This window comes from Mesorhizobium sp. Arg314 (assembly GCF_053714275.1).
Map to the genome: position 1 here is coordinate 112,587 of NZ_JBSKBP010000013.1, position 19,616 is coordinate 132,202.

18 protein-coding genes, 1 tRNA gene and 1 pseudogene are annotated in these 19,616 nt (G+C 62.7%); 9 read left to right on the forward strand and 11 right to left on the reverse strand.

All coding sequences use genetic code 11. The features are described from left to right. Positions 1 to 4: 4 nt before the first annotated feature. On the forward strand, positions 5 to 844 hold the full coding sequence (locus ACWGS9_RS16330; RefSeq protein ID WP_454506218.1) for an undecaprenyl diphosphate synthase family protein: 840 nt from the start codon (positions 5 to 7) through the stop codon (positions 842 to 844). 45 nt (positions 845 to 889) lie between these two features. Here ACWGS9_RS16330 and ACWGS9_RS16335 read toward each other — a convergent pair. Together ACWGS9_RS16335 and ACWGS9_RS16340 are read right to left on the reverse strand one after the other, a co-directional pair. Beyond that, positions 890 to 966 (reverse strand) — tRNA-Arg (locus ACWGS9_RS16335). Between the two features lie 148 nt (positions 967 to 1,114). Further along, on the reverse strand, positions 1,115 to 2,278 hold the full coding sequence (locus ACWGS9_RS16340) for a M20 aminoacylase family protein (protein ID WP_454506219.1): 1,164 nt from the start codon (positions 2,276 to 2,278) through the stop codon (positions 1,115 to 1,117). Positions 2,279 to 2,499: 221 nt separating this feature from the next. Between ACWGS9_RS16340 and ACWGS9_RS16345 the strand changes: the two genes are divergently transcribed. Together ACWGS9_RS16345 and ACWGS9_RS16350 are read left to right on the forward strand one after the other, a co-directional pair. Then, positions 2,500 to 3,672, forward strand: coding sequence for a D-alanyl-D-alanine carboxypeptidase family protein (locus ACWGS9_RS16345; RefSeq protein WP_454506220.1), 1,173 nt, complete (start codon positions 2,500 to 2,502; stop codon positions 3,670 to 3,672). 8 nt (positions 3,673 to 3,680) lie between these two features. Continuing rightward, positions 3,681 to 4,790: a CobW family GTP-binding protein gene (locus ACWGS9_RS16350; protein ID WP_454506221.1), complete on the forward strand. Its 1,110-nt coding sequence runs from the start codon at positions 3,681 to 3,683 to the stop codon at positions 4,788 to 4,790. Between the two features lie 5 nt (positions 4,791 to 4,795). Here ACWGS9_RS16350 and ACWGS9_RS16355 read toward each other — a convergent pair whose 3' ends face one another. From ACWGS9_RS16355 to ACWGS9_RS16375, 5 genes are all read right to left on the reverse strand, one after another. Beyond that, on the reverse strand, positions 4,796 to 5,047 hold the full coding sequence (locus ACWGS9_RS16355; protein WP_454506222.1) for a sulfurtransferase TusA family protein: 252 nt from the start codon (positions 5,045 to 5,047) through the stop codon (positions 4,796 to 4,798). A 50-nt stretch (positions 5,048 to 5,097) separates the two neighbouring features. After that, positions 5,098 to 6,390, reverse strand: coding sequence for a L,D-transpeptidase family protein (locus ACWGS9_RS16360; RefSeq protein ID WP_454506223.1), 1,293 nt, complete (start codon positions 6,388 to 6,390; stop codon positions 5,098 to 5,100). Positions 6,391 to 6,624: 234 nt separating this feature from the next. After that, positions 6,625 to 7,575, reverse strand: coding sequence for an acetyl-CoA carboxylase carboxyltransferase subunit alpha (locus ACWGS9_RS16365; protein WP_320214996.1), 951 nt, complete (start codon positions 7,573 to 7,575; stop codon positions 6,625 to 6,627). Between the two features lie 100 nt (positions 7,576 to 7,675). Beyond that, entirely contained in the window at positions 7,676 to 8,590 is a 915-nt protein-coding gene (locus ACWGS9_RS16370; RefSeq protein ID WP_454506224.1) for a site-specific tyrosine recombinase XerD, read from the reverse strand. A gap of 34 nt (positions 8,591 to 8,624) precedes the next feature. Then, on the reverse strand, positions 8,625 to 8,777 hold the full coding sequence (locus tag ACWGS9_RS16375; RefSeq protein ID WP_320310819.1) for a histidine kinase: 153 nt from the start codon (positions 8,775 to 8,777) through the stop codon (positions 8,625 to 8,627). 189 nt (positions 8,778 to 8,966) lie between these two features. Between ACWGS9_RS16375 and ACWGS9_RS16380 the strand changes: the two genes are divergently transcribed. From ACWGS9_RS16380 to ACWGS9_RS16390, 3 genes are read left to right on the forward strand one after another with little or no spacing between them, the layout of a single operon-like run. Then, complete coding sequence (locus tag ACWGS9_RS16380) at positions 8,967 to 9,578, forward strand: shikimate kinase (RefSeq protein ID WP_454506225.1); 612 nt, start codon at positions 8,967 to 8,969, stop codon at positions 9,576 to 9,578. Further along, positions 9,575 to 10,720, forward strand: a complete 1,146-nt coding sequence (gene aroB, locus ACWGS9_RS16385; RefSeq protein WP_454506226.1) for a 3-dehydroquinate synthase — start codon at positions 9,575 to 9,577, stop codon at positions 10,718 to 10,720. The genes ACWGS9_RS16380 and aroB overlap by 4 nt, the downstream gene beginning before the upstream one ends. Then, positions 10,717 to 11,613, forward strand: a complete 897-nt coding sequence (locus tag ACWGS9_RS16390; RefSeq protein ID WP_454506227.1) for an HlyC/CorC family transporter — start codon at positions 10,717 to 10,719, stop codon at positions 11,611 to 11,613. Before aroB ends, ACWGS9_RS16390 begins: the two co-directional genes overlap by 4 nt. A 302-nt stretch (positions 11,614 to 11,915) precedes the next feature. Here the strand turns inward: ACWGS9_RS16390 and ACWGS9_RS16395 are convergent, their stop codons facing one another. Genes ACWGS9_RS16395 through ACWGS9_RS16405 form a run of 3 tightly spaced genes read right to left on the reverse strand, consistent with a single transcriptional unit; the run spans position 11,916 to position 16,754 of the window. Next, complete coding sequence (locus ACWGS9_RS16395) at positions 11,916 to 13,463, reverse strand: SpoVR family protein (RefSeq protein WP_454506228.1); 1,548 nt, start codon at positions 13,461 to 13,463, stop codon at positions 11,916 to 11,918. An 11-nt stretch (positions 13,464 to 13,474) separates the two neighbouring features. Next, positions 13,475 to 14,785 (reverse strand): YeaH/YhbH family protein, encoded by a 1,311-nt coding sequence (locus tag ACWGS9_RS16400; RefSeq protein ID WP_454506229.1) that lies wholly within the window; start codon positions 14,783 to 14,785, stop codon positions 13,475 to 13,477. Between the two features lie 19 nt (positions 14,786 to 14,804). After that, entirely contained in the window at positions 14,805 to 16,754 is a 1,950-nt protein-coding gene (locus ACWGS9_RS16405) for a PrkA family serine protein kinase (protein WP_320310825.1), read from the reverse strand. 274 nt (positions 16,755 to 17,028) lie between these two features. Here ACWGS9_RS16405 and ACWGS9_RS16410 point away from each other — a divergent pair. Beyond that, positions 17,029 to 17,360 (forward strand): annotated as a pseudogene (locus ACWGS9_RS16410) (thiamine pyrophosphate-dependent enzyme); the annotation flags it as partial. Positions 17,361 to 17,373: 13 nt separating this feature from the next. Here the strand turns inward: ACWGS9_RS16410 and ACWGS9_RS16415 are convergent. Further along, positions 17,374 to 17,676, reverse strand: a complete 303-nt coding sequence (locus tag ACWGS9_RS16415; protein WP_454506230.1) for a BolA family protein — start codon at positions 17,674 to 17,676, stop codon at positions 17,374 to 17,376. Positions 17,677 to 17,833: 157 nt separating this feature from the next. Between ACWGS9_RS16415 and ACWGS9_RS16420 the strand changes: the two genes are divergently transcribed. Together ACWGS9_RS16420 and cobS are read left to right on the forward strand one after the other, a co-directional pair. Then, positions 17,834 to 18,457, forward strand: coding sequence for a J domain-containing protein (locus ACWGS9_RS16420; protein WP_454506231.1), 624 nt, complete (start codon positions 17,834 to 17,836; stop codon positions 18,455 to 18,457). Between the two features lie 124 nt (positions 18,458 to 18,581). Beyond that, positions 18,582 to 19,568, forward strand: a complete 987-nt coding sequence (gene cobS, locus ACWGS9_RS16425) for a cobaltochelatase subunit CobS (protein WP_454506232.1) — start codon at positions 18,582 to 18,584, stop codon at positions 19,566 to 19,568. Positions 19,569 to 19,616 lie beyond the last annotated feature (48 nt).

The window sequence follows — 19,616 nt, forward strand, 5'->3', positions numbered from 1 at the left end:
TACATTGATACCGGAATCCGGAAACAGCCATGGCGACCGCCGAAGCAATACCGCCGTTGCATTATCGGATACGGCCGCGGTCGTTGCGGGTTCTCGCTCCCAAGTTGATGAGGCCCGCTACAGCGACCCGCGCGTGGCATACGAGCTGGGAGCCGAAAAGCTCGACGACGTGCTTGCCTGGTGCATCGACCTTGAAATCCGCGCTGTCACGCTCTGGGTTTTTTCGATCGACAATATGCGCCGGCCGCCGGCCGAGGTCTCCGCCATCATGGCCGCCGTCGAGAAGAAGATCGCCGGGCTGGCCGAGGATCCCTCGATCCTGAGCCGCGGAGTCCGGCTCAGGGCCGCGGGCCGGCTCGACCTTGTGTCGGTTTCGACAGCCGACGTGATCCGTGAGGCGACGGAACGAACCGCCGGGAACGAGACGCTCACCGTGACAATCGCGATCGCCTATGGCGGACGCGAGGAAATCGTCGATGCCGTCCGCAACCTCGTGCGCCAAAAGCGCCAGCAGGGGGTCGATCTCGATACGATCCTCGACGAGCAGAGCCCAGCGGCGATAGACGAATACCTTTCTGCCCGATCTCGATCTCATTATCCGCACAAGCGGCGAGGTCCGCCTTTCCGGCTTTCTCCTTTGGCAAAGCGCCAGCAGCGAGCTTTATTTTTCAGACGTGAACTGGCCGGAGTTCCGCAAGCTCGATTTTCTCCGCGCCATTCGCGCCTATCAGTGTCGCCGCCGCCGTTTCGGAAAATAGGATTTCGCGCGTTCTCCGACCCCGACCAACGCAGGCGCTCACCAATACGAGCGCACGAGAGTTCGCCGTACCAATTGCCATACTAATTTGGAAAAAAGTACGGGAGCAATTCACTAAGCATTTGAAATACTTGGTGATCCCGACAGGAATCGAACCTGTGACCTACAGATTAGGAATCTGCCGCTCTATCCTACTGAGCTACGGGACCACGCGGGCCGACACATAAACGCTTCGAGCCGGTTCGCCAAGGGGCATGCGACAGTGCTTCCCCAACGCCGGCGGCGTCCGCCCAGGCCAGGCCAGCAGCCTGACCTGCATTGGCGGCGGAATGCCCGCCGCCTTCGCTCGCCAGCCGCTCAAGCCGCGAGCGCAGTCTCCGCCAGCCTCACCCAATAGCTCATGCCGTGCGGGATGACCTCGTCGTTGAAGTCGTAGGCCGGGTGATGCAGGCCGGCCGAGTCGCCGTTGCCGATGAAGATGAAGGCGCCGGGGCGGGCTTCCAGCATATAGGAGAAATCCTCGCCGCCCATCACCGGCTGGATGGCGCGGTGGACATGGCTGTCGCCGGCGACATTGGCCGCGATATCGCCGGCAAACACGGTTTCCTCGGCATGGTTGAAGGTGACGGGGTAATTGGCGTCGTAGTCGACGTCGATCGTGGCGCCGAAGGCGGAGGCCAGCCCGGCGCAGAGCGCGCGGATGCGCTCTTCCGATTTCTTGGCCACTTCCTTCTTCAGCGTGCGCACGGTGCCGGCGATCTCGGCGCTTTCGGGGATAACGTTATAGGCGTCGCCGGCATGGAACTTCGTCACCGACACCACCACGGCCTCGACCGGATCGGTGCTGCGCGAGGCGATGGTCTGCAGCGCGCCGACCAGCTGGCTGGTGATGACGATCGGGTCGATCGTGCCGTGCGGCATCGCGGCATGGCCGCCGCGGCCGTTGACGGTGATGGTGAATTCGGCGGTCGCGGCCATGATCGGGCCGGGCTTGATGGCGAACTGGCCGACCGGCAGGCCCGGCATATTGTGCATGCCGAACACTTTCTCGATGCCGAAGCGCTCCATCATGCCGTCCTTGACCATTTCGTTGCCGCCGCCGCCACCTTCCTCGGCCGGCTGGAAGATCACCGCCACGCTGCCGGCGAAATTGCGCGTCTCGGCGAGATATTTGGCGGCGCCCAGCAGCATTGCGGTATGGCCGTCATGGCCGCAGGCATGCATCTTGCCGCGCACGGTCGAGGCCCATGGCTTGCCGGTGATCTCATCGATCGGCAGCGCGTCCATGTCGGCGCGCAGCCCGATGGTCGCGCCATCGCCTTTGCGGCCGCGGATGATGCCGACGACGCCGGTCTTGCCCAGCCCCGTGACGACTTCGTCGCAGCCAAAGGCTTTCAGCTTTTCAGTCACGAAGTCGGCGGTCTGGTAGACGTCGAAATTCAGTTCCGGTGTCTGGTGCAGATGTCGCCGCCAGCCAGCAACTTCTTCTTGCATTTCCTCGGCGCGGTTCAGAATCGGCATGATCGGTCCATCTCTTGGTTGATTGGCGGCAGTCGGTTCAGAGCCGCTACCCTGCAATTGCGAATGTCTTGCACTTTGCCATTTTGGCGTCACATAGGGTAAATAGCACCGCAACAATGCGTTCCGGATCGAGGGGTCGGGCCGCATTTATGCTGGCGATGGGTAACGAAATCTTACGGACCCACCGGCGACTACGGCAAGAGGCGATTTCGGATTTGATCATGCGGCAAAGGCATTTCCTCAACCTGTTGCTGGCAGGCGCGCTGGCACTTCCGGTGTTTATCGGCGCGGCTCGCGCCAATCCGGTTGTCCTTTTCGACCTGAAGAGCGGCTCTGTGCTGGAGCATCAGGACGCCTTCAAGCGCTGGTATCCGGCCTCGCTCAGCAAGCTGATGACGGCCTATGTCACTTTCCGGGCGATCTCCGCCGGCGAGGTGGCGCTCGATTCGCCGATCAAGGTAACGAAACATTCGGCCGGCGAGCCGCCGAGCAAGATGGGCTTCAAGCCAGGCTCGGTGATGCGGCTCGACAATGCGCTGAAGATGATGCTGGTCAAATCGGCCAACGACATCGCCATGGCCGTCGGCGAGAACATCGGCGGTTCGCAGGAGGCCTTTGCCCAGCGCATGAATGCCGAGGCCGCCAGGCTCGGCATGACCGGCACGCATTTCGTCAATCCGAACGGGCTCTATTCCCCGGACCAGTATACGACCGCGCGCGACCTCGCCGTCCTGGTGACGGCGGTGCGCAACGACTTCCCGCAATATGCGCCGTGGTTCTCCATCGAGGGACTTGCCGTCGGCAAGAAGGCGCTTCCCAACTACAATCTCCTGATCGGCCGCTACCCGGGCGCCGATGGCATGAAGACCGGTTTCGTCTGCTCCTCGGGCTTCAACATGATCGGCTCGGCGACGCGCAATGGCCGTACGCTGGTTGCCGTGGTGCTTGGTGAAAAATCCGCGGTCAGCCGCGCCGAAGCCGCAGCGAAGCTGCTCGACCAGGGTTTTGATACGCCGGCCGCCGGCTCGACGACGCTTGCGGCGCTCAAGCCCTATGGCGACACGCTGTCGCCCAACGACCTGCATGATGAGATCTGCAAGAAGAAGACGAAAGAGGAGCAATCCGAGGCCGCCCCCACCGTCGACGCCAAGGACAAGCCGAAATCGCCTTATCAGGTGAAGCTCGACCACCCGACGCTGATCGCGGTAGGCCTCGGCGGCGCCACCGGACCGGCGCCGAAGGCTTTCGTCGACCAGGTCGATCAGAACTATGCCGACGTGCCGCTGCCGAGCTGGCGGCCCGACAGGCCGGCGCCGGCCGGCGCCGAGCCGCTGGCGACCGGAACGGCCGCCGCCGCCGCGCAGGGCGACCAGCCCGCCAAGGCGGCGAACTGACCCCTGCCATGGGTAGCGGCTTTCCCATTCCCGTTTCGGTGCTCACCGGCTTTCTCGGCGCCGGCAAGACGACACTGCTCAACCGGCTGCTCAAGGATCCGGGGCTTGCCGACACGGCGGTGATCATCAACGAGTTCGGCGAGGTGGCGATCGACCATCTGCTGGTCGAACAGGCTTCCGACGGCATCATACAGCTTTCCGACGGCTGCCTCTGCTGCACAGTGCGCGGCGACCTGGTCGACACACTTGCCGACCTCGTCGACCGGTTGCAGACTGGCCGTATCGCGAAACTGGCCCGTGTCGTCGTCGAGACGACGGGTCTGGCCGATCCGGCACCCGTTCTGCAGTCGATCATGGCGCATCCGGCGCTGGTACAAGCCTTCCGGCTCGACGGCGTCATCACGCTGGTCGACGCCGTCAACGGCGAGGCGACGCTCGACACCCATGTCGAGGCAGTCAAGCAGGCCGCGGTGGCCGACCGCATCGTGCTGACCAAGACCGACCTTGCCGGGACGGCCGAGGTGGAGGCGTTGCGGGCGAGGCTCAAGCAGATCAATCCGGGCGCTGTCGTGCTCGATGTCAACGAGGCCGGCACGGGTGCTGCGGCGCTGTTCAATTGCGGGCTCTACAACCCCGAAACCAAGTCCGCCGACGTGCGGCGCTGGCTCGGTGACGAGGCGGCGCATGATCACCACCATCACGATGGTGATGAAGATCGCCACCATCACCATGATCATGGCCATCGCCACGACACGCGCGTGCGCTCGCACTCGCTTGTCCATGACGGCCCGGTGCCGTTCTCGGCGATCGAGATGTTCCTCGATCTTGTGCGTTCGACGCATGGCGAGAAACTGCTGCGCCTGAAGGGCGTCATCGAGCTGACGGAGGACCCGTCGCGGCCGCTGGTCATCCATGGCGTGCAGAAGATCCTGCACCCGCCGGCACGGCTGCCGGCCTGGCCGGACGGCCAGCGCGGCACCAGGCTGGTGCTGATCACGCTCGACATGCCCAATGACTATATCCAGCGGCTGTTTGCAGCCCTCACCAACAAGCCGTCGGTCGACACGCCGGACCGTGCGGCGCTCGAAGCCAATCCGCTGGCTATTGCAGGGCTATAACCGGCTCAGGCCGCGTTGCCGCGCTCGACCAGGAAACGATGACCGCCGATGATCGCGGCCGTCTCGACAAGCTGGTGGCCGGCATCGGCGCAGAAGGCCGGGATGTCGATCACCGCCAGCGGATCGGTGGTCTCGAGCCAAAGCCTGCTGCCCGGCCGCATCGCGGCCAGCCGCTTGCGGGCTTTCAGCACCGGCAACGGACAGTTCAGTCCCTTGAGATCGTAAATGGCTGCCTGTCTTGCCTTTTGTTCATGCATGTCGTTATCCCAAAACCGCCTTCCACTTTTGGGCGACATGCATGGAAATCTCAGCCGCCGAACATGCCGAGCAGCTTCTTCTTCAGCTTCGACACGGTGCCCTGGTCGGCGTCGGCGGCCTGCTCCGGCGCCGGCTGCGCGGGCGTGGCCTCGACGCCCGCGGTGACGACCTGCTGCTGCGCCGCCTGCTTGGCGGCTTCCTTCTCGGCCAGCGCCAGCGCCTTTGCCTGTTCCTTGGCGGCCTTGGCCGCTTCGATCGCCGCCAGGCGCTGCTCTTCGGCCTTGCGCTTGGCTTCCTTCTCCGCGTCGAGCGCTGCCATCTTGCGGCCGGCCGGGGAATCGATGCGGCCCATGCGGGTCGTTTCCGTCACCGAGCCGTCTGAATTCATCGACGGCGGGTCGATCGGCACGCGCTCGCCGCGGGCACGGCGCTTCGACCAGTCGGAAACGATGCTGGCTTCCTTAATGCCGGAAATCGTCGGCTTCGGTGCCACCGCGCTCGAATTCACGGCCGAATTGAAGGCCGCGTCATAGCTCTTCTCGTAATTGGCAAAGGCTGTCTTCAGCGAATCCGGCTGCGTCGTCGCGGGGCAGGGGCCGGTCGGGTCGAAGGCCGTGCCTTCGGGCGCGACCTGATTGAAGACGTAGCGCTTCTCGCAGACGTCGACCTTCGGCGGCACCTTGGTGATTTCGAAATTGTCGTAGCCGACCTTCAGCATCTTCCAGAAGTCGTAGTTCGGGTCGTTGCGGTAGCGCGCCATGTTGGCGGCGGTCATGCGGAACGGAAAGGCCTGGATCTGGAACTCGGTCTGACCGCCCTGGAAGGCGTCGCGGCCGAAGGCATAAATCTGCTCGATCTGCGCATCGGTCATCGAATAGCAGCCGGACGACGAGCAGGCGCCATGAACCATCAGGTTCTGGCCCGTGCGGCCATTGGCGCGATCATAGGCGTTGGGGAAGCCGATGTTGAAGGACAGATGGTAATTCGATCGCGGGTTCATCTGCGACGGACGCACCGTGTAGAAGCCTTCCGGTGCCTGGCGGTCGCCCTCGGTGTATTTGGGGCCGAGCTTGCCCGACCATTTGCAGATGTCGTAGCTGGCGACCATCTCGTAGCGGCCGTTGGTCTTGGCCTTCCAGATCTCCAGCTTGCCTTCTTCCTTGAAGATGCGCGCCATCACCGAGGAGGTTCGCACCATGCCCTTGGCCCGCATATCGGCGAGGATCTTGTCCGGCAGCGGCTTGTTGCCCTCCGGCGCGAAATTCTTCATCGAGGAATCATTGCAGCCGGCAACGCCGATGGCGGCGATCAGGACTCCGGTGCGGGCAAGCTTGGCAAACATGGGTACGGCTATGCTTTTCTCTCGGGCCAAAGGCTTCGGCAGCGCCGAGCCCGCACGCTGAACATTGACGGACCGTAAGCCCGTTAACCTTGAAAATTCCTTACCGCAAGTCTCGCCAGCAAATCTTGGCCAACCCCTCGCGACATTTTCATTGAGCCCAATGCGGCGGCATTTTTGTGGCGAAATTGCTCATTGCGGCCACAGTTGAACCTGTTGCCGACCTGAGAAGAGAGATCAGAGGCTGCGGCCCATCGCCAGGTATTTCTCGCGGCGCTGCTCGCGGAAATCGATGTTGGCGCCGGTAAAATCCTTCATCGTCCTGGCGATGAGGTCGCCGGTCGAGGCGATCACCGTTTCCGGCGCGCGCTGCGCGCCGCCCATCGGCTCGGCAATGATGGCGTCGATGATCTTCATCTCGAGAAGATCCTGCGCGGTGATCTTCATGTTGGTCGCCGCGTCCTTCGAGCGGGTGGTGTCGCGCCACAGGATCGACGCGGCGCCTTCGGGCGAGATCACCGAATAGATGGCGTGCTCCAGCATGTAGACCCGGTTGGCGGTGGCAATCGCGATGGCGCCGCCGGAGCCGCCTTCGCCGATGACCACCGAGATCGACGGCACTTTCAGCGCCAGGCAGGCCGAGGTCGAGCGGGCAATCGCTTCGGCCTGGCCGCGCTCCTCGGCGCCGACGCCGGGATAGGCGCCGGCGGTGTCGACCAGCGTCAAAAGCGGGATCTTGAAACGGTCGGCCAATTCCATCAGGCGCACCGCCTTGCGGTAGCCCTCGGGCCGCACCGAACCGAAATTGTGCTTGATGCGGCTTGCCGTGTCCGAACCCTTTTCCTGGCCGATAACCGCCACCGGCTCGCCACGGAATCGGGCGAAACCGCCGACGATCGCCTGATCGTCGCCGAAATTGCGGTCGCCGGCCAAGGGTGTGAAATCGGTGAACAACGCCTTGATGTAGTCGACGCAATGCGGGCGGTCGGGATGGCGAGCGACCTGCACCTTCTGCCAGGGCGTGAGCGCCTTGTAGAGGTCGCGCAATGCGTCGCGCGAGCGCTTTTCCAACCTGCTGATCTCTTCGGCGACATCGACCGCCTCGCCGTTCTCGGCAAGCTTCTTCAGCTCAAGGATCTTGAGCTCCAGATCCTGCACCGGCTTTTCGAAGTCGAGGTAGTTGTACATGCTTGGGCGGACCGATCCGTCGGAAGGCAAATGGCTGGCGGAACCGCTGAAATGCGGGCTCCGGGCGGTGGAACGTCGCCCTCACATAGCGATATGAGGCCTAGTCGGCAAGCGGATGATGATCGTTGACCAGCCGCACCAGCCGCTCCTCCAGCACATGGGTGTAGATCTGCGTGGTCGAGATATCGGCATGGCCCAGGAGTTGCTGAACGGCTCTGAGATCGGCGCCGTTCTGGAGCAGATGGCTGGCAAAAGCATGGCGAAGCACGTGCGGCGAGATTTTGGCTGCAGCTATCCCCGACCGTGCAGCCAACCCCTTGAGATCGCGGGCGAAAACCTGCCGGGAGAGATGGCCGCTGTCGGAGGAGGCCGGAAACAGGAAAGGGCTCTCGGCAAAGGTCGGACGCTCGGCCCTTGCGGCGAGCCAGGCGCGCATGGCGGAGCGTGCCTTGGTCGACAATGGCACCACGCGTTCCTTGTCGCCCTTGCCGCGCACCATGAAGAAGCGGTCGTCGCGCAGCGCCACCGTCGCCGGCAGGCCGACCAGCTCCGACACCCGCAAGCCCGTGGCGTAGAGCACCTCGACCAGCGCGTGCAGGCGCAATGCGGCCAGCCGGTCGCCGTCCGGTCCGGCTTCGCCGGCTTCCTGCGCCGCCCGGTCGAGCAGGCGGCCGGTCTCGGCCTCGCTCATAGTCTTCGGCAGCGGCCGGCCCTTGCGCGGGCTGTCCAGCGTGCCGGTCGGGTCGTCGCCGCGCAGGCCTTCGGCATAGAGGAATTTGAAGAACTGGCGGATCGCCGACAATTTGCGCGCCTGCGAGGTCGGCGCGAAGCCGCGCGCGGCAATGTCGTCGAGATAGGCGCGGATGTCGGCCGATCCCGCCGGCGCAAGCCCACCTTTGATCGCTTCCGAAGCGTCCTCCAGGTCGCGGCGGTAGGAGGAAAGCGTGTTCTCGGCCGCGCCTCGCTCGGCGCTCATCATTTCGAGGAAGGCTTCGATGCGGGCGGCGCTGTTCATCGGGCCGGATCAGCTCTTTGTCAGTTCTCTTGGGTCAATTCTTCTTGGGGTTGAGCTTTTCGGCTGGAATGCGGATGCTCATTTCCGCTTTTTTCGGCTCCACGAACATCGCCAGCGCGAACATCGCGCCGTAGACAATGCCTGCAAGAACCGCCAGCGTCACGACGAAGCGAAACAAAGTCGGCATTCAATTTTCGCCCGTCTTGTTGTTCTGCGTTTCCAAAGCCCTGTGCCCTTATGGGACGCCAATCCGGCCAATTCAAGGGCGAAGGATTCCGGTTGACAGAGGTATCGCCGGGAAGGCTCCGAGCCCGTTTGTCCGGCCGTGCTTGACGCAAACAGGCTTTTGATGTCGATACGGCGCAAAGAGGCTCCGATGAACGCTCTGCCAGCAAATCCGACGGACGAAGGCCACGCCGCGCTGATCGAACGGCTCGGCAGCCGCTCGATCGTCTTCGTCGGGCTGATGGGGGCCGGCAAGACGGCGATCGGCCGCAAGGTGGGGACCGTGCTTTCGCTGCCCTTCATGGACAGCGACCAGGAGATCGAAAGCGTCTCGCGCATGACGGTGCCGGAACTGTTCGAGCGCTATGGCGAGCCGGAATTCCGCGCGCTGGAGCAGCGGGTGATCCTGCGTCTGTTGGAGAATGGCCCGCAAGTGCTGTCGACCGGCGGCGGCGCCTTCATGAACGCGCAGATACGCGAGGCGATCGCGGCGCATGGCGTGTCGGTCTGGCTGAAGGCCGACCTCGACCTCCTGATGGAGCGGGTTTCGAAGAAACAGAACCGGCCGCTGTTGAAGAATCCCGATCCGCGCGCAGTGCTGGAGCGGCTGATGGACGAGCGCTACCCGCTCTACGCCACCGCCGACCTGACCGTGCCGACGCGCGATGACCGCAAGGAGATCATCGCCAGCGAAGTCGTCGCGGCGCTTTGCGCCCATCTCGGCGTAGACACGATCGCGACCAGAGACGAGGTGCGGTCGTGAGCAATGCCGAACCGGTGAAGGTCGAGGTCGGGCTCGGCGACCGCGCCTATGACATCCTGATCGGCTCCGGCCTGCTGTTGCGTTCCGGCGAAGAGATCGCGCGCCGGCTTCCCGGCACGCGCGCGGCCATCGTCACCGACGAGAACGTTGCCGCCGCGCATCTCGACACGCTCAAGGCGGGATTGGAGAAAGACGGCATCCAGTCCGCCGTCATCACGCTGCCCGCCGGCGAGAAGACAAAGAGTTTTGCCCATCTCGAAGAGGTGGTCGACGACGTGCTTGCGGCAAAGCTCGAACGCCGCGACGTGGTGATCGCGCTCGGCGGCGGCGTCATCGGCGACCTTGCCGGCTTTGCTTCCGGCATCGTGCGGCGCGGCATGAATTTCGTGCAGATACCGACCTCGTTGCTGGCGCAGGTCGATTCTTCCGTCGGCGGCAAGACCGGCATCAACAGCGCGCGCGGCAAGAACCTCGTCGGCGTCTTCCACCAGCCCAAGCTGGTGCTTGCCGACACCGGCGTGCTCGACACGCTGCCGATCCGCGAATTCCGCGCCGGCTATGCCGAGCTTGCCAAATACGGGCTGATCGATCGTCCGGCCTTCTTCGGCTGGCTTGAGCAGAACTGGCGGGACGTGTTCGCCGGCGGCCCGGCGCGCGTCGAGGCGATTGCCGAGGCCTGCCGCGCCAAGGCCGACGTCGTTGCCCGCGACGAGTTCGAGACCGGCGACCGCGCCCTGCTCAATCTCGGGCACACTTTCGGCCATGCGCTCGAAGCAGCCACGCAATATGACGGGGCGCGCCTCGTCCATGGCGAGGGCGTCGCCATCGGCATGGCGCTGGCGCACCGCTTCTCGGCGCGTCTCAACCTGGCCAGCCCCGATGACGCGGACCGCGTCGAAGCGCATCTTCGCGCCGTCGGCCTGCCCTGGCGGATGGCCGATATTCCGGGCGAACTGCCGGACGCCGAGGCGCTGCTCGGCTTCATAACCCAGGATAAGAAGGTCTCGCGCGGCGCGCTGACCTTCATCCTGACGCATGGTATCGGCGAGGCTTTCATCGCCAAGGACGTGCCGCCCTCGGAAGTGTTGACGTTCCTCGAGACGAGTCATCCCGAACGGCTCAAGATGAGCCGTCCCGGATGACCGACGCCGGCTGGATTGTTGCCGCCGTCCTTGCCGCCATCGTGCTCTTGGCGCTTCTGTTCCGCGCCCGATTGCTTGCCGCCTTCGGCTACGCGCTGCGGCCGATCGAGCCGCAGCAGCGATCCGAGCGCAACGGCAAGGATCAAGACAGCGACGATCTCCGTCGCGATCGCGGGACTGTCCGCGAGGAACGCAATCGGCTTGAGGGCCTCTTCGACCTCGAAGAGCTCGAAGTGTCGGATATCATGGTCCACCGCACCAATATGCGCTCGGTCAATGCCGACAATGCGCCGGAAGCGGTGGTGCGCGAAATCCTCCAGAGCCCGCACACCCGCATGCCGTTGTGGAAGGGCTCGCTCGACAACATCGTCGGCGTGCTGCATGCGAAAGATCTGCTCAGAGCCCTCAACGAGGTCGGCAACGACTTTTCGCAGATCGATGTGATGAAGATCGCGGCAAAGCCGTGGTTCGTGCCGGACACCACCACCTTGCAGGAACAGCTCAATGCCTTCCTGCGCCGCAAGGCGCATTTCGCCATCGTCGTCGACGAGTATGGCGAGGTCGAAGGGCTGGTGACACTGGAAGACATCATCGAGGAGATCGTCGGCGAGATCGCCGACGAGCACGATGTCGACATGCAGGGTGTGAAGAAGGAGGCCGACGGCTCGGTCGTCGTCGAGGGCACGGTGCCGATCCGCGATTTGAACCGCGCACTCGACTGGGACCTGCCCGACGAGGAGGCCACCACGATCGCCGGCCTCGTCATCCATGAGACGCAATCTATCCCCGAGGAGAAGCAGGCCTTCACCTTCCATGGCAAGCGCTTCGTGGTGATGAAGCGCGACAAGAACCGCATCGCGAGGTTGAGGATCCGGCCCGCCGGCGAAGGCTAAAGCGCGTCGCGCTGAACCGGGTTCAGGCGACGCGCTTTAAGTCTTTGTTTTGATGCATGTCGTTGTCCCAGAACCGCTGCACACTTCTGGGCGACATGCATTAAGGTGTGTCGATATTCAGGTGATGCCGGCCTGCAAACGGGGGCTTCCTGCGCTTCCGGCCTTCGCCGGCCGAAGCCCTCATAAGTGTTTCCGCCCTATGAAGGCTACGGCCGGCGTAGGCCGGTTCTCGGAAACCACCATATTCGGCTCGGCCTGACCTGAATCTCAACAGACCCCTAGGCGAAGTTGGGGGCCCGATCTCAAATTTCCTTCGTCGAGCGCTCGCTAAGCATTGCGCCGGTTCCAGCATCGATTGCTGCCAGGCTAACGTCGTAACCCCAAAGCTTGCGGATATGGCGCAGGGTTGCGTCGCGGCTTTCGCCCTCGAGCATAATGCCATCCTTCACCGTGTGTTGAAGTCGCAGATGCCGGTCGCCCAGGAGGTCGACGTCGATCACCTGGATGTCGGGGTGGCGCGCCCCGACATCGCGGCTTTGAGCGAGCGCAGACCGTATCTTGCGATAGCCACGCTCATTGTGGATCGAGGCGACTTCGTAGTGCGGCTCGTCGGCACCGTCGGCCAGCACGAAGAGCCGCCACTTCCGGATCAGCGCCGGGCTCAGATACTGACGGATGAAGGATTCGTCGCGGTGGTTGGCCCAGGCATCGAGGAGGGTGTCGCGCCAGTCGCCACGGCCGGCGATGTCGGGAAACCAGTCGCGGTCCTCCGCGGTCGGCGCGGTCGAGATGCGCTTGATATCCTGCATCATGTCGAGACCCAGGGCATAGGGATTGATGCCGGAAAAGCGCGGGTCGTCATAGGCCGGCTGGAAGACGACGTTCGAGTGGTTTCGCAAGATCTCGAGCATGGCGCCTTCGTTGATGCGGCCGCGGTCGAAAAGCGTGTTCATGAGCGTGTAGTGCACGAAGGTCGCGCAGCCTTCGTTCATCACCTGGGTTTGCCGCTGCGGATAAAAATATTGCGCGATGACGCGCACGATCCTGACGATCTCGCGCTGCCAGGGCTCAAGAACGAGGCTGTTCTTCTCGAGGAAATAGAGCAGGTTCTCCTCCGGCAGGTTAAGCGATTTCTTCCGCTCGGCAAGGATTTTGTCCTCCTCCGCTTCCGGCTTGTTCTTTCCCTGTGAGGACGGCAACGTCCGCCATAGATCGTTGAAGGAACGCTCCTCATAGTCCAGGCGCTCGCGCAACCCCTCGCGCTGCTGCTCCGAGGACAGTTTCGGCGGTCGATGGTAGCGGAACACGCCCTGCTCCATCAGCGCGTGCGCGGAATCGAGCACCGCCTCCACAGCCGCCAGGCCATGCCGTTCCTCGCAGCGGGCGATGTAGCTCTTGGCAAAATCCAGATAGCTCAGGATCCCGCCGGCGTCAGTCCACTGCCGGAAGAGATGATTGTTCTTGAAGAAGTGGTTGTGCCCAAGCGCGGCATGGGCGGTCACCAAAGCCTGGAGAGCCATGGTGTTTTCTTCCATCAGGTAGACGATGCAGGGATTGGAGTTGATGACCAGTTCATAAGCCAGCCCACGCGCGCCCTTGCGGTAGAGAAGTTCGTCATAGAGGAAATGCTTGCCGAACGACCAATGGCGATACATCAGCGGCATGCCGACCGACGAATAGGCATCGAGCATCTGCTCGGAGGAGATGACCTCCATCTGCACCGGATAGATGTCGAGGCGAAGCTCTTCGATGCCGATCGCCTCGATCTCGTCATAGACCCGCGACAGTTTTCCGAAATCCCAGTCCGATCCGGAAAACAGCAGTGCGGATTTGCGCGCCGGACTGACCATCGCCGATTTCCTCACGCACTCTTGCGCAGAGCAGGCTGCCTCGCGAAGAGCTCGCGGAAGACCGGGTAGATATCGGCCGGAGCAGCGATGCGCCTCATCTGGAAATTCGGCCATTTCCCATCGACGGCGTTGTAGGCGCGCCAGAGCGATGTCCCATTCTCGGTCGAGCCGAAAATGTGGCTTTCCCGCTCGTCGATGATCTCCACATAGGCGAAATACTGGCAAAGCCGCATGAGCTTGCGGTCGAGCAGTTCTATGCAGCGCTCGGAGTCGGTCGCGAAGTTGTCGCCGTCGGAAGCCTGGGCGGCGTAGATGTTCCATTCAGAGGCCGGATATCGCTCTTCGATGATGCGATGCATCTCCTCGAGCGCGGTGGAAACGACGGTACCGCCGCTTTGCGTGTGGTAGAAAAACGTGTGCTCGTCCACCTCCTTGGCCTCGTGGGTGTGGCGAATGAAGACCACCTCGGTGCGTTCATAGCGGCGTGTCAGGAAGAGGTGCAGCAGCACGAAGAAGCGTTTGGCCAGATCCTTCTCGCGCTCGCCCATCGATCCGGATACGTCCATCAGGCAGAACATGACGGCACTGGCATTCGGCTGCGGCTGAGGGTCGAAGCGATTGAAGCGGATGTCGACCGGATCGACATAGGCAATGCGCCTGCGCCGGCGCTCCAGCCGATCGAGCTCTTCGCGCAGAGCCTCGATGCGTTCGCGCCTCTTTGCATCCGGCGGCTTGGATTCCAGCTCGGCGATCTGCCGGGCGATGGCCTCCACCTCGGCCTGCTTCGGACGCCTGAGCGCGATGCGGCGCCCGTGGCTGTTTCGCATCGTGCGCCCGACATTGATGTTGGTCGGCGCGCCGCTTGCGGCGAAGCCCGCCCGCCTCGGCTTGAAGCTGAGCATCTGCTTCAGACTGAGCTTAACCAGATCGGGCAGTTCGAGATCCTCGAAGAAGAGGTCGAGCACTTCCTCGCGCGACAGCACGAAGCGAAAATCGTCTTCGGAGTCCGTGGTTCCAGGGGCCGAGGCACCTGCACCTCCGCCGCTTGGCTTGGGGACCAGGTCACCGGAGTTGAACGTCTTGTTGCCGGGAAGGATATGCTGGCGCCGGCCGCTGTCCTTGGCGTCGCTGAAGGTCGGTTCGCTCGTGCCTGTGCGCGGCATCGGCACGGCATGCTCGCGATCCAACTCGGCGATTCCGCCGGTGCGGACGCGGTCGCGGATGCTCCGCTTGAGCTCTTCGCGCGCACGCCTCAGGAAGCGTTGGCGATTGCCAAGGCTCTTGTCCTTCGGGTTCAGGCGGCGGTCGATGAAGATCGGCATGGAACCGTCCAGGCTTTGCTCAACCCGCCTTGTTCACGCGCATGTACCAGTCGACCAGCCGGCGTACTTGCCGCTCGGTATAGCCGCGCTCCACCATGCGCTGCACGAATTCATTGTGCCGCTTCTCGGTGACGCTGTCCTGCTTGGAGCCGAAGCTGATCACCGGCAGCAAATCCTCGACCTGGCCGAACATGCGCTTCTCGATGACCTCGCGAAGCTTTTCATAACTCGCCCATGATGGGTTGCGGCCATGATTGCGCGCCCGGGCGCGCAAGGTGAACTTGACCACTTCGTTGCGGAAGTCCTTGGGATTGGCGATGCCGGCCGGCTTCTCGACCTGCGACAATTCCTTGTCCAGAACCTCGCGGTTGAGGATCTGCCCTGTATCGGGGTCCTTGTAGTCCTGATCCTCGATCCAGGCATCGGCGTAGGCGATATAGCGGTCGAAGAGGTTCTGGCCGTATTCGCTGTAGGATTCCAGATATGCCTTCTGGATCTCATGACCGATGAACTCGGCATAGCGCGTTGCGAGCTCCGACTTGATGAACTCGAGGTAGGCAGCCTCCGTCTCCTTGCGGAACTGCTCGCGCTTGATCGCCTCCTCGAGGATGTACATCAGGTGCACCGGATCGGCGGCGACCTCCTTGGTGTCGTAGTTGAAAGTCTGAGACAGGATCTTGAAGGCGAAACGCGTGCTGACCCCCGTCATGCCTTCGTCAACGCCGGCGGCGTCGCGATATTCCTGGACCGACTTGGCCTTCGGGTCGATCTCCTTGAGGCTCTCGCCGTCATAGGCGCGCATCTTGGTGTAGAGCGGCGAATTGTCGTGCTCGGCAAGGCGGGTCGAGACGGTGAAGCGGCTGAGAATGTCCAGCACCTCGGGCGCGCAGGGGCTGTTTGCCAGGTCGCTTTCGCGTAGCAGCTTCTCGTAGATATGCCTTTCCTCGGTGATGCGCAGGCAATAGGGAACCTTGACCACCAGGATGCGGTCGAGAAAGGCCTCATTGTTCTTGTTGTTCTTGAACTGTTGCCATTCCGATTCATTGGAATGGGCAACGACGATGCCCTGATAGGGGAAGGAGCCGAAATTCTCGGTGCCGTTGTAGCTGCCTTCCTGGGTTGCCGTCAGCAACGGGTGCAGGACCTTGATCGGCGCCTTGAACATCTCGACGAATTCGAGCAACCCTTGCGTGGTCCGGTTCAGGCCGCCGCTGTAGGAATAGGCATCCGGATCGGACTGGCTGAAGTGTTCCAACTGCCTGATGTCGACCTTGCCGACCAGCGCCGAGACGTCCTGATTGTTCTCGTCGCCGGGCTCGGTCTTGGCGATGGCGATCTGGCGCAGTCGTGACGGCGACAGCTTGACGACGCTGAATTTGGAGATGTCGCCGGACAGTTCGTCGAGACGCTTGGCCGCCCAGGGCGAAATCAGCCCGTTCAAACGACGGCGGGCTATGCCGTATTTGTCTTCCAGCAGATCGCCCATGCGATCGGGTTGGAAAAGGCCGAGCGGCGATTCGAAGACCGGGCTGATCCGGTTGCCGACTTTGAGCGTGTAGATCGGGCGCTGCTCCATCAGCTTCTTCAGCCGTTCGGCGAGCGAGGATTTGCCGCCGCCGACCGGGCCCAGCAGATAGAGGATCTGCTTGCGCTCCTCGAGACCTTGCGAGGCGTAGCGGAAATATCCGGCGATGCGCTCGATCGTATCCTCCATTCCGTAGAAGTCGGAGAAGGAGGGATAAATCTTGATGGTGCGGTTCGAGAAAATCCGCCCGAGCCGCTCGTCCTTGCTGGTGTCGACCAGATTCGGCTCGCCGATTGCCTCAACCATACGCTCCGGCGCCGAGGCATACATGGATTTGTCCTCGCGGCAGGCGAGCAGATATTGCTGGAGGCTGATCTCTTCCTGAGCCGCGTTCGCATAAATCTCCGAAAACAGGTCGAAGACGTCGGATTGATTCTCGCGCATGATGTTTTGCTCTCAGAGCCCGTTCTGGCAGACAGTCGGCTCATCATACCTTCAACTGCCGGAGGGCATTGTGGTTCCCTTCACACGAAGGACAGCAAATGCGATCCGGCGTTGGCCTTCGGGAGGCACCCGATTCGGCCGAGAATGTCTGCCTAAGAAAATACGTGGTGATTACCGGCGGACCTTCAAGGGCGTATTTGGTTTCGCGTCCGGATATCCCCAATATTGATCACCAACCGGACGCGCGCGGCGCGTATGCGCACCCTTTGGCAGCAAGGTGGTGAACCTGGAGGCCGACGGCAGCGGCATGTACACGGTGCAGGGCCTGTGACGCAGGCCCGCGAAAAGCTCGATGTGGTCACCATCGTCTTTTCCAACCGCAGCTACGCCATCCTGCATGGCGAAATGCGCAATGTCGGGGTGAACGCAATCGGCGAGAATGCCAGGCGCATGCTCGACCTCGATCAGCCGGCGCTGGACTGGGTTTCGCTGGCAAACGGCATGGGCGTGGAAGCGGCCCGCGCCGATACCTGCGAGCGCTTCGACGCGCTGCTCGACAGCGCGCTGTCGCGACCGGGACCGTTCCTGATCGAAGCGGTGATCTAGGCGGGGCGGGAACTTACCAGCGCGTCTTCTCGCCAGGCGCGGCCGGCTCGATCGCAAGCGCGTGCACGCCGGCCTTCAATTCGTCGGCAAGCAGTTCGTTGACGGCGCGGTGGCGCTCGATGCGGCCCATGCCGGCAAAGGCGGCTGAGACGACACGGACGCGAAAATGCGTCTCGCCGGTGCCGTCGAATGTCGCATGGTGGCCGGACTCCGCATGGTGATGGCCGGCGTGAAGGTGGCTTTCGTTGATGACGGCGAGCCTTTCGGGCGAAAATGCCGCCTTCAGCTTGTTTTCCATCGTCGACTGCATGGACATCCTGGTTTCCCTTCCCCACTTGACGGCATAGCCGCAAGTATCTGCGGCATAGCCGCAAAATCTTGAGTTTTCGACCGCTTTTAAGCCGCGATTCAGCGGTTAGGGCGATCATCGGCGAAATGTCAATTCTTGTTTCGCACGTGCGGACAGCCCATAAATGGGTGAGATGAAAGCGTATCCCAAATATTTCGAGAAAATTCGAATCCGGCCGGAAAAGGACGCCGAGCTGAAGTCGCGCGCGCCGATCTGCCAGTGGGACGGCTGCAACGAGGCGGGCACGCATCGCGCGCCGGTCGGACGCCTCAAGGAGGGCGAGTATTTCCGCTTCTGCTTCGATCATGTGCGCGAATACAACAAGGGCTTCAACTACTTCTCCGGCGTGTCGGACGGCGAGATCGCCCGTTTCCAGAAAGAGGCGCTGACCGGCCATCGGCCGACATGGCGCATGGGCGCCAATGGCGGCGGGACGCGCTCGGCGCCGGATTTCGCGCAGCAGCGTTCGGGGCGCGCCGGCTACCACAACCGCATGCGCGACCCCTTCAACCTGTTCGGCGGCGGAGCGCGGGAACCACGCGAGCGCAAGGCAAAGCCGCTTGAGGCCAAGGCGCTGGAAACGCTTGGCCTTGACACAAAGGCGACTGGTCAGGACATCAAGGCGCGCTATAAGGAACTCGTTAAGCGCCACCATCCGGATGCGAATGGCGGCGACAGAGGTTCGGAAGACCGGTTCCGCGATGTGCTGCAGGCCTATCGCGTGCTCAAGCAAGCAGGATTGTGCTGAGCGGCCCTACGGTCCCAAGTCGTTTTCCAACTTTCATAAGGTTGGAAAAGGCTCTAAGACCGCCCCCGGACAAAATCGATTGCCGGCGAAACGCGGCGTTTCGCCCGTGGAGACGTTGATAGTGATGAACAAGGTCGATCGCGACATCGCCAACCTGCCCGACACGACAGTGTCGGTGAAGGAGAAATTCGGCTTCGATTCCAAGATGGTGGTTCCCGCCTATTCGGCAGCGACCGAGCACGTGCCGGACATCGACCCGGATTATCTGTTCGACAAGGCAACGACGTTGGCGATCCTTGCGGGTTTTGCCTACAATCGCCGCGTCATGGTGTCGGGCTATCACGGCACCGGCAAGTCGACACATATCGAGCAGGTGGCGGCGCGGCTCAACTGGCCTTGCGTGCGCGTCAACCTCGACAGCCATGTCAGCCGTATCGACCTCGTCGGCAAGGACGCCATCGTCGTCAAGGAAGGCCTGCAGATCACCGAATTCCGCGACGGCATCCTGCCCTGGGCCTATCAGCACAATGTGGCGCTCTGCTTCGACGAATACGATGCCGGCCGTCCGGACGTGATGTTCGTCATCCAGCGCGTGCTGGAATCGTCGGGCCGGCTGACGCTGCTCGACCAGAGCCGGGTCATCCGCCCGCACCCGGCGTTCCGGCTTTTCGCCACCGCCAACACGGTCGGGCTGGGCGACACCACCGGCCTCTATCACGGCACGCAGCAGATCAACCAGGCGCAGATGGACCGCTGGTCGATCGTCACCACGCTCAATTACCTGCCGCACGACAATGAGGTGAACATCGTGCTGGCCAAGGCCAAGCACTACCGCGACAGCAAGGGCAAGGACATCGTCAACAAGATGGTGCGTGTCGCCGACATGACTCGCTCGGCCTTCATCAATGGCGACCTGTCGACCGTCATGAGCCCGCGTACCGTCATCACCTGGGCCGAAAACGCCGAGATCTTCGGCGATATCGGCATGGCGTTCCGGCTAACCTTCCTCAACAAGTGCGACGAGCTGGAGCGTTCGGTGGTGGCCGAGTTCTACCAGCGCGCCTTCGGCGAGGAATTGCCGGAGAGCGCCGCCAACGTGGTGCTGGGCTAGGCGCGCAGCTGAAAGGCCTCCGGCCTTTCAGCATGAATCGCGCAGGGA

Excerpts from the sequence above, each read along its gene's own strand:
- ACWGS9_RS16340 (WP_454506219.1), bottom strand. The coding sequence starts at position 2,278 with ATGCCGATTCTGAACCGCGCCGAGGAAATGCAAGAAGAAGTTGCTGGC.
- ACWGS9_RS16345 (WP_454506220.1), top strand. The coding sequence starts at position 2,500 with ATGCGGCAAAGGCATTTCCTCAACCTGTTGCTGGCAGGCGCGCTGGCA.
- ACWGS9_RS16350 (WP_454506221.1), top strand. The coding sequence starts at position 3,681 with ATGGGTAGCGGCTTTCCCATTCCCGTTTCGGTGCTCACCGGCTTTCTC.
- ACWGS9_RS16355 (WP_454506222.1), bottom strand. The coding sequence starts at position 5,047 with ATGCATGAACAAAAGGCAAGACAGGCAGCCATTTACGATCTCAAGGGA.
- ACWGS9_RS16360 (WP_454506223.1), bottom strand. The coding sequence starts at position 6,390 with ATGTTTGCCAAGCTTGCCCGCACCGGAGTCCTGATCGCCGCCATCGGC.
- ACWGS9_RS16365 (WP_320214996.1), bottom strand. The coding sequence starts at position 7,575 with ATGTACAACTACCTCGACTTCGAAAAGCCGGTGCAGGATCTGGAGCTC.
- ACWGS9_RS16370 (WP_454506224.1), bottom strand. The coding sequence starts at position 8,590 with ATGAACAGCGCCGCCCGCATCGAAGCCTTCCTCGAAATGATGAGCGCC.
- ACWGS9_RS16375 (WP_320310819.1), bottom strand. The coding sequence starts at position 8,777 with ATGCCGACTTTGTTTCGCTTCGTCGTGACGCTGGCGGTTCTTGCAGGC.
- ACWGS9_RS16380 (WP_454506225.1), top strand. The coding sequence starts at position 8,967 with ATGAACGCTCTGCCAGCAAATCCGACGGACGAAGGCCACGCCGCGCTG.
- ACWGS9_RS16390 (WP_454506227.1), top strand. The coding sequence starts at position 10,717 with ATGACCGACGCCGGCTGGATTGTTGCCGCCGTCCTTGCCGCCATCGTG.
- ACWGS9_RS16395 (WP_454506228.1), bottom strand. The coding sequence starts at position 13,463 with ATGGTCAGTCCGGCGCGCAAATCCGCACTGCTGTTTTCCGGATCGGAC.
- ACWGS9_RS16400 (WP_454506229.1), bottom strand. The coding sequence starts at position 14,785 with ATGCCGATCTTCATCGACCGCCGCCTGAACCCGAAGGACAAGAGCCTT.
- ACWGS9_RS16405 (WP_320310825.1), bottom strand. The coding sequence starts at position 16,754 with ATGCGCGAGAATCAATCCGACGTCTTCGACCTGTTTTCGGAGATTTAT.
- ACWGS9_RS16415 (WP_454506230.1), bottom strand. The coding sequence starts at position 17,676 with ATGTCCATGCAGTCGACGATGGAAAACAAGCTGAAGGCGGCATTTTCG.
- ACWGS9_RS16420 (WP_454506231.1), top strand. The coding sequence starts at position 17,834 with ATGGGTGAGATGAAAGCGTATCCCAAATATTTCGAGAAAATTCGAATC.
- cobS (WP_454506232.1), top strand. The coding sequence starts at position 18,582 with ATGAACAAGGTCGATCGCGACATCGCCAACCTGCCCGACACGACAGTG.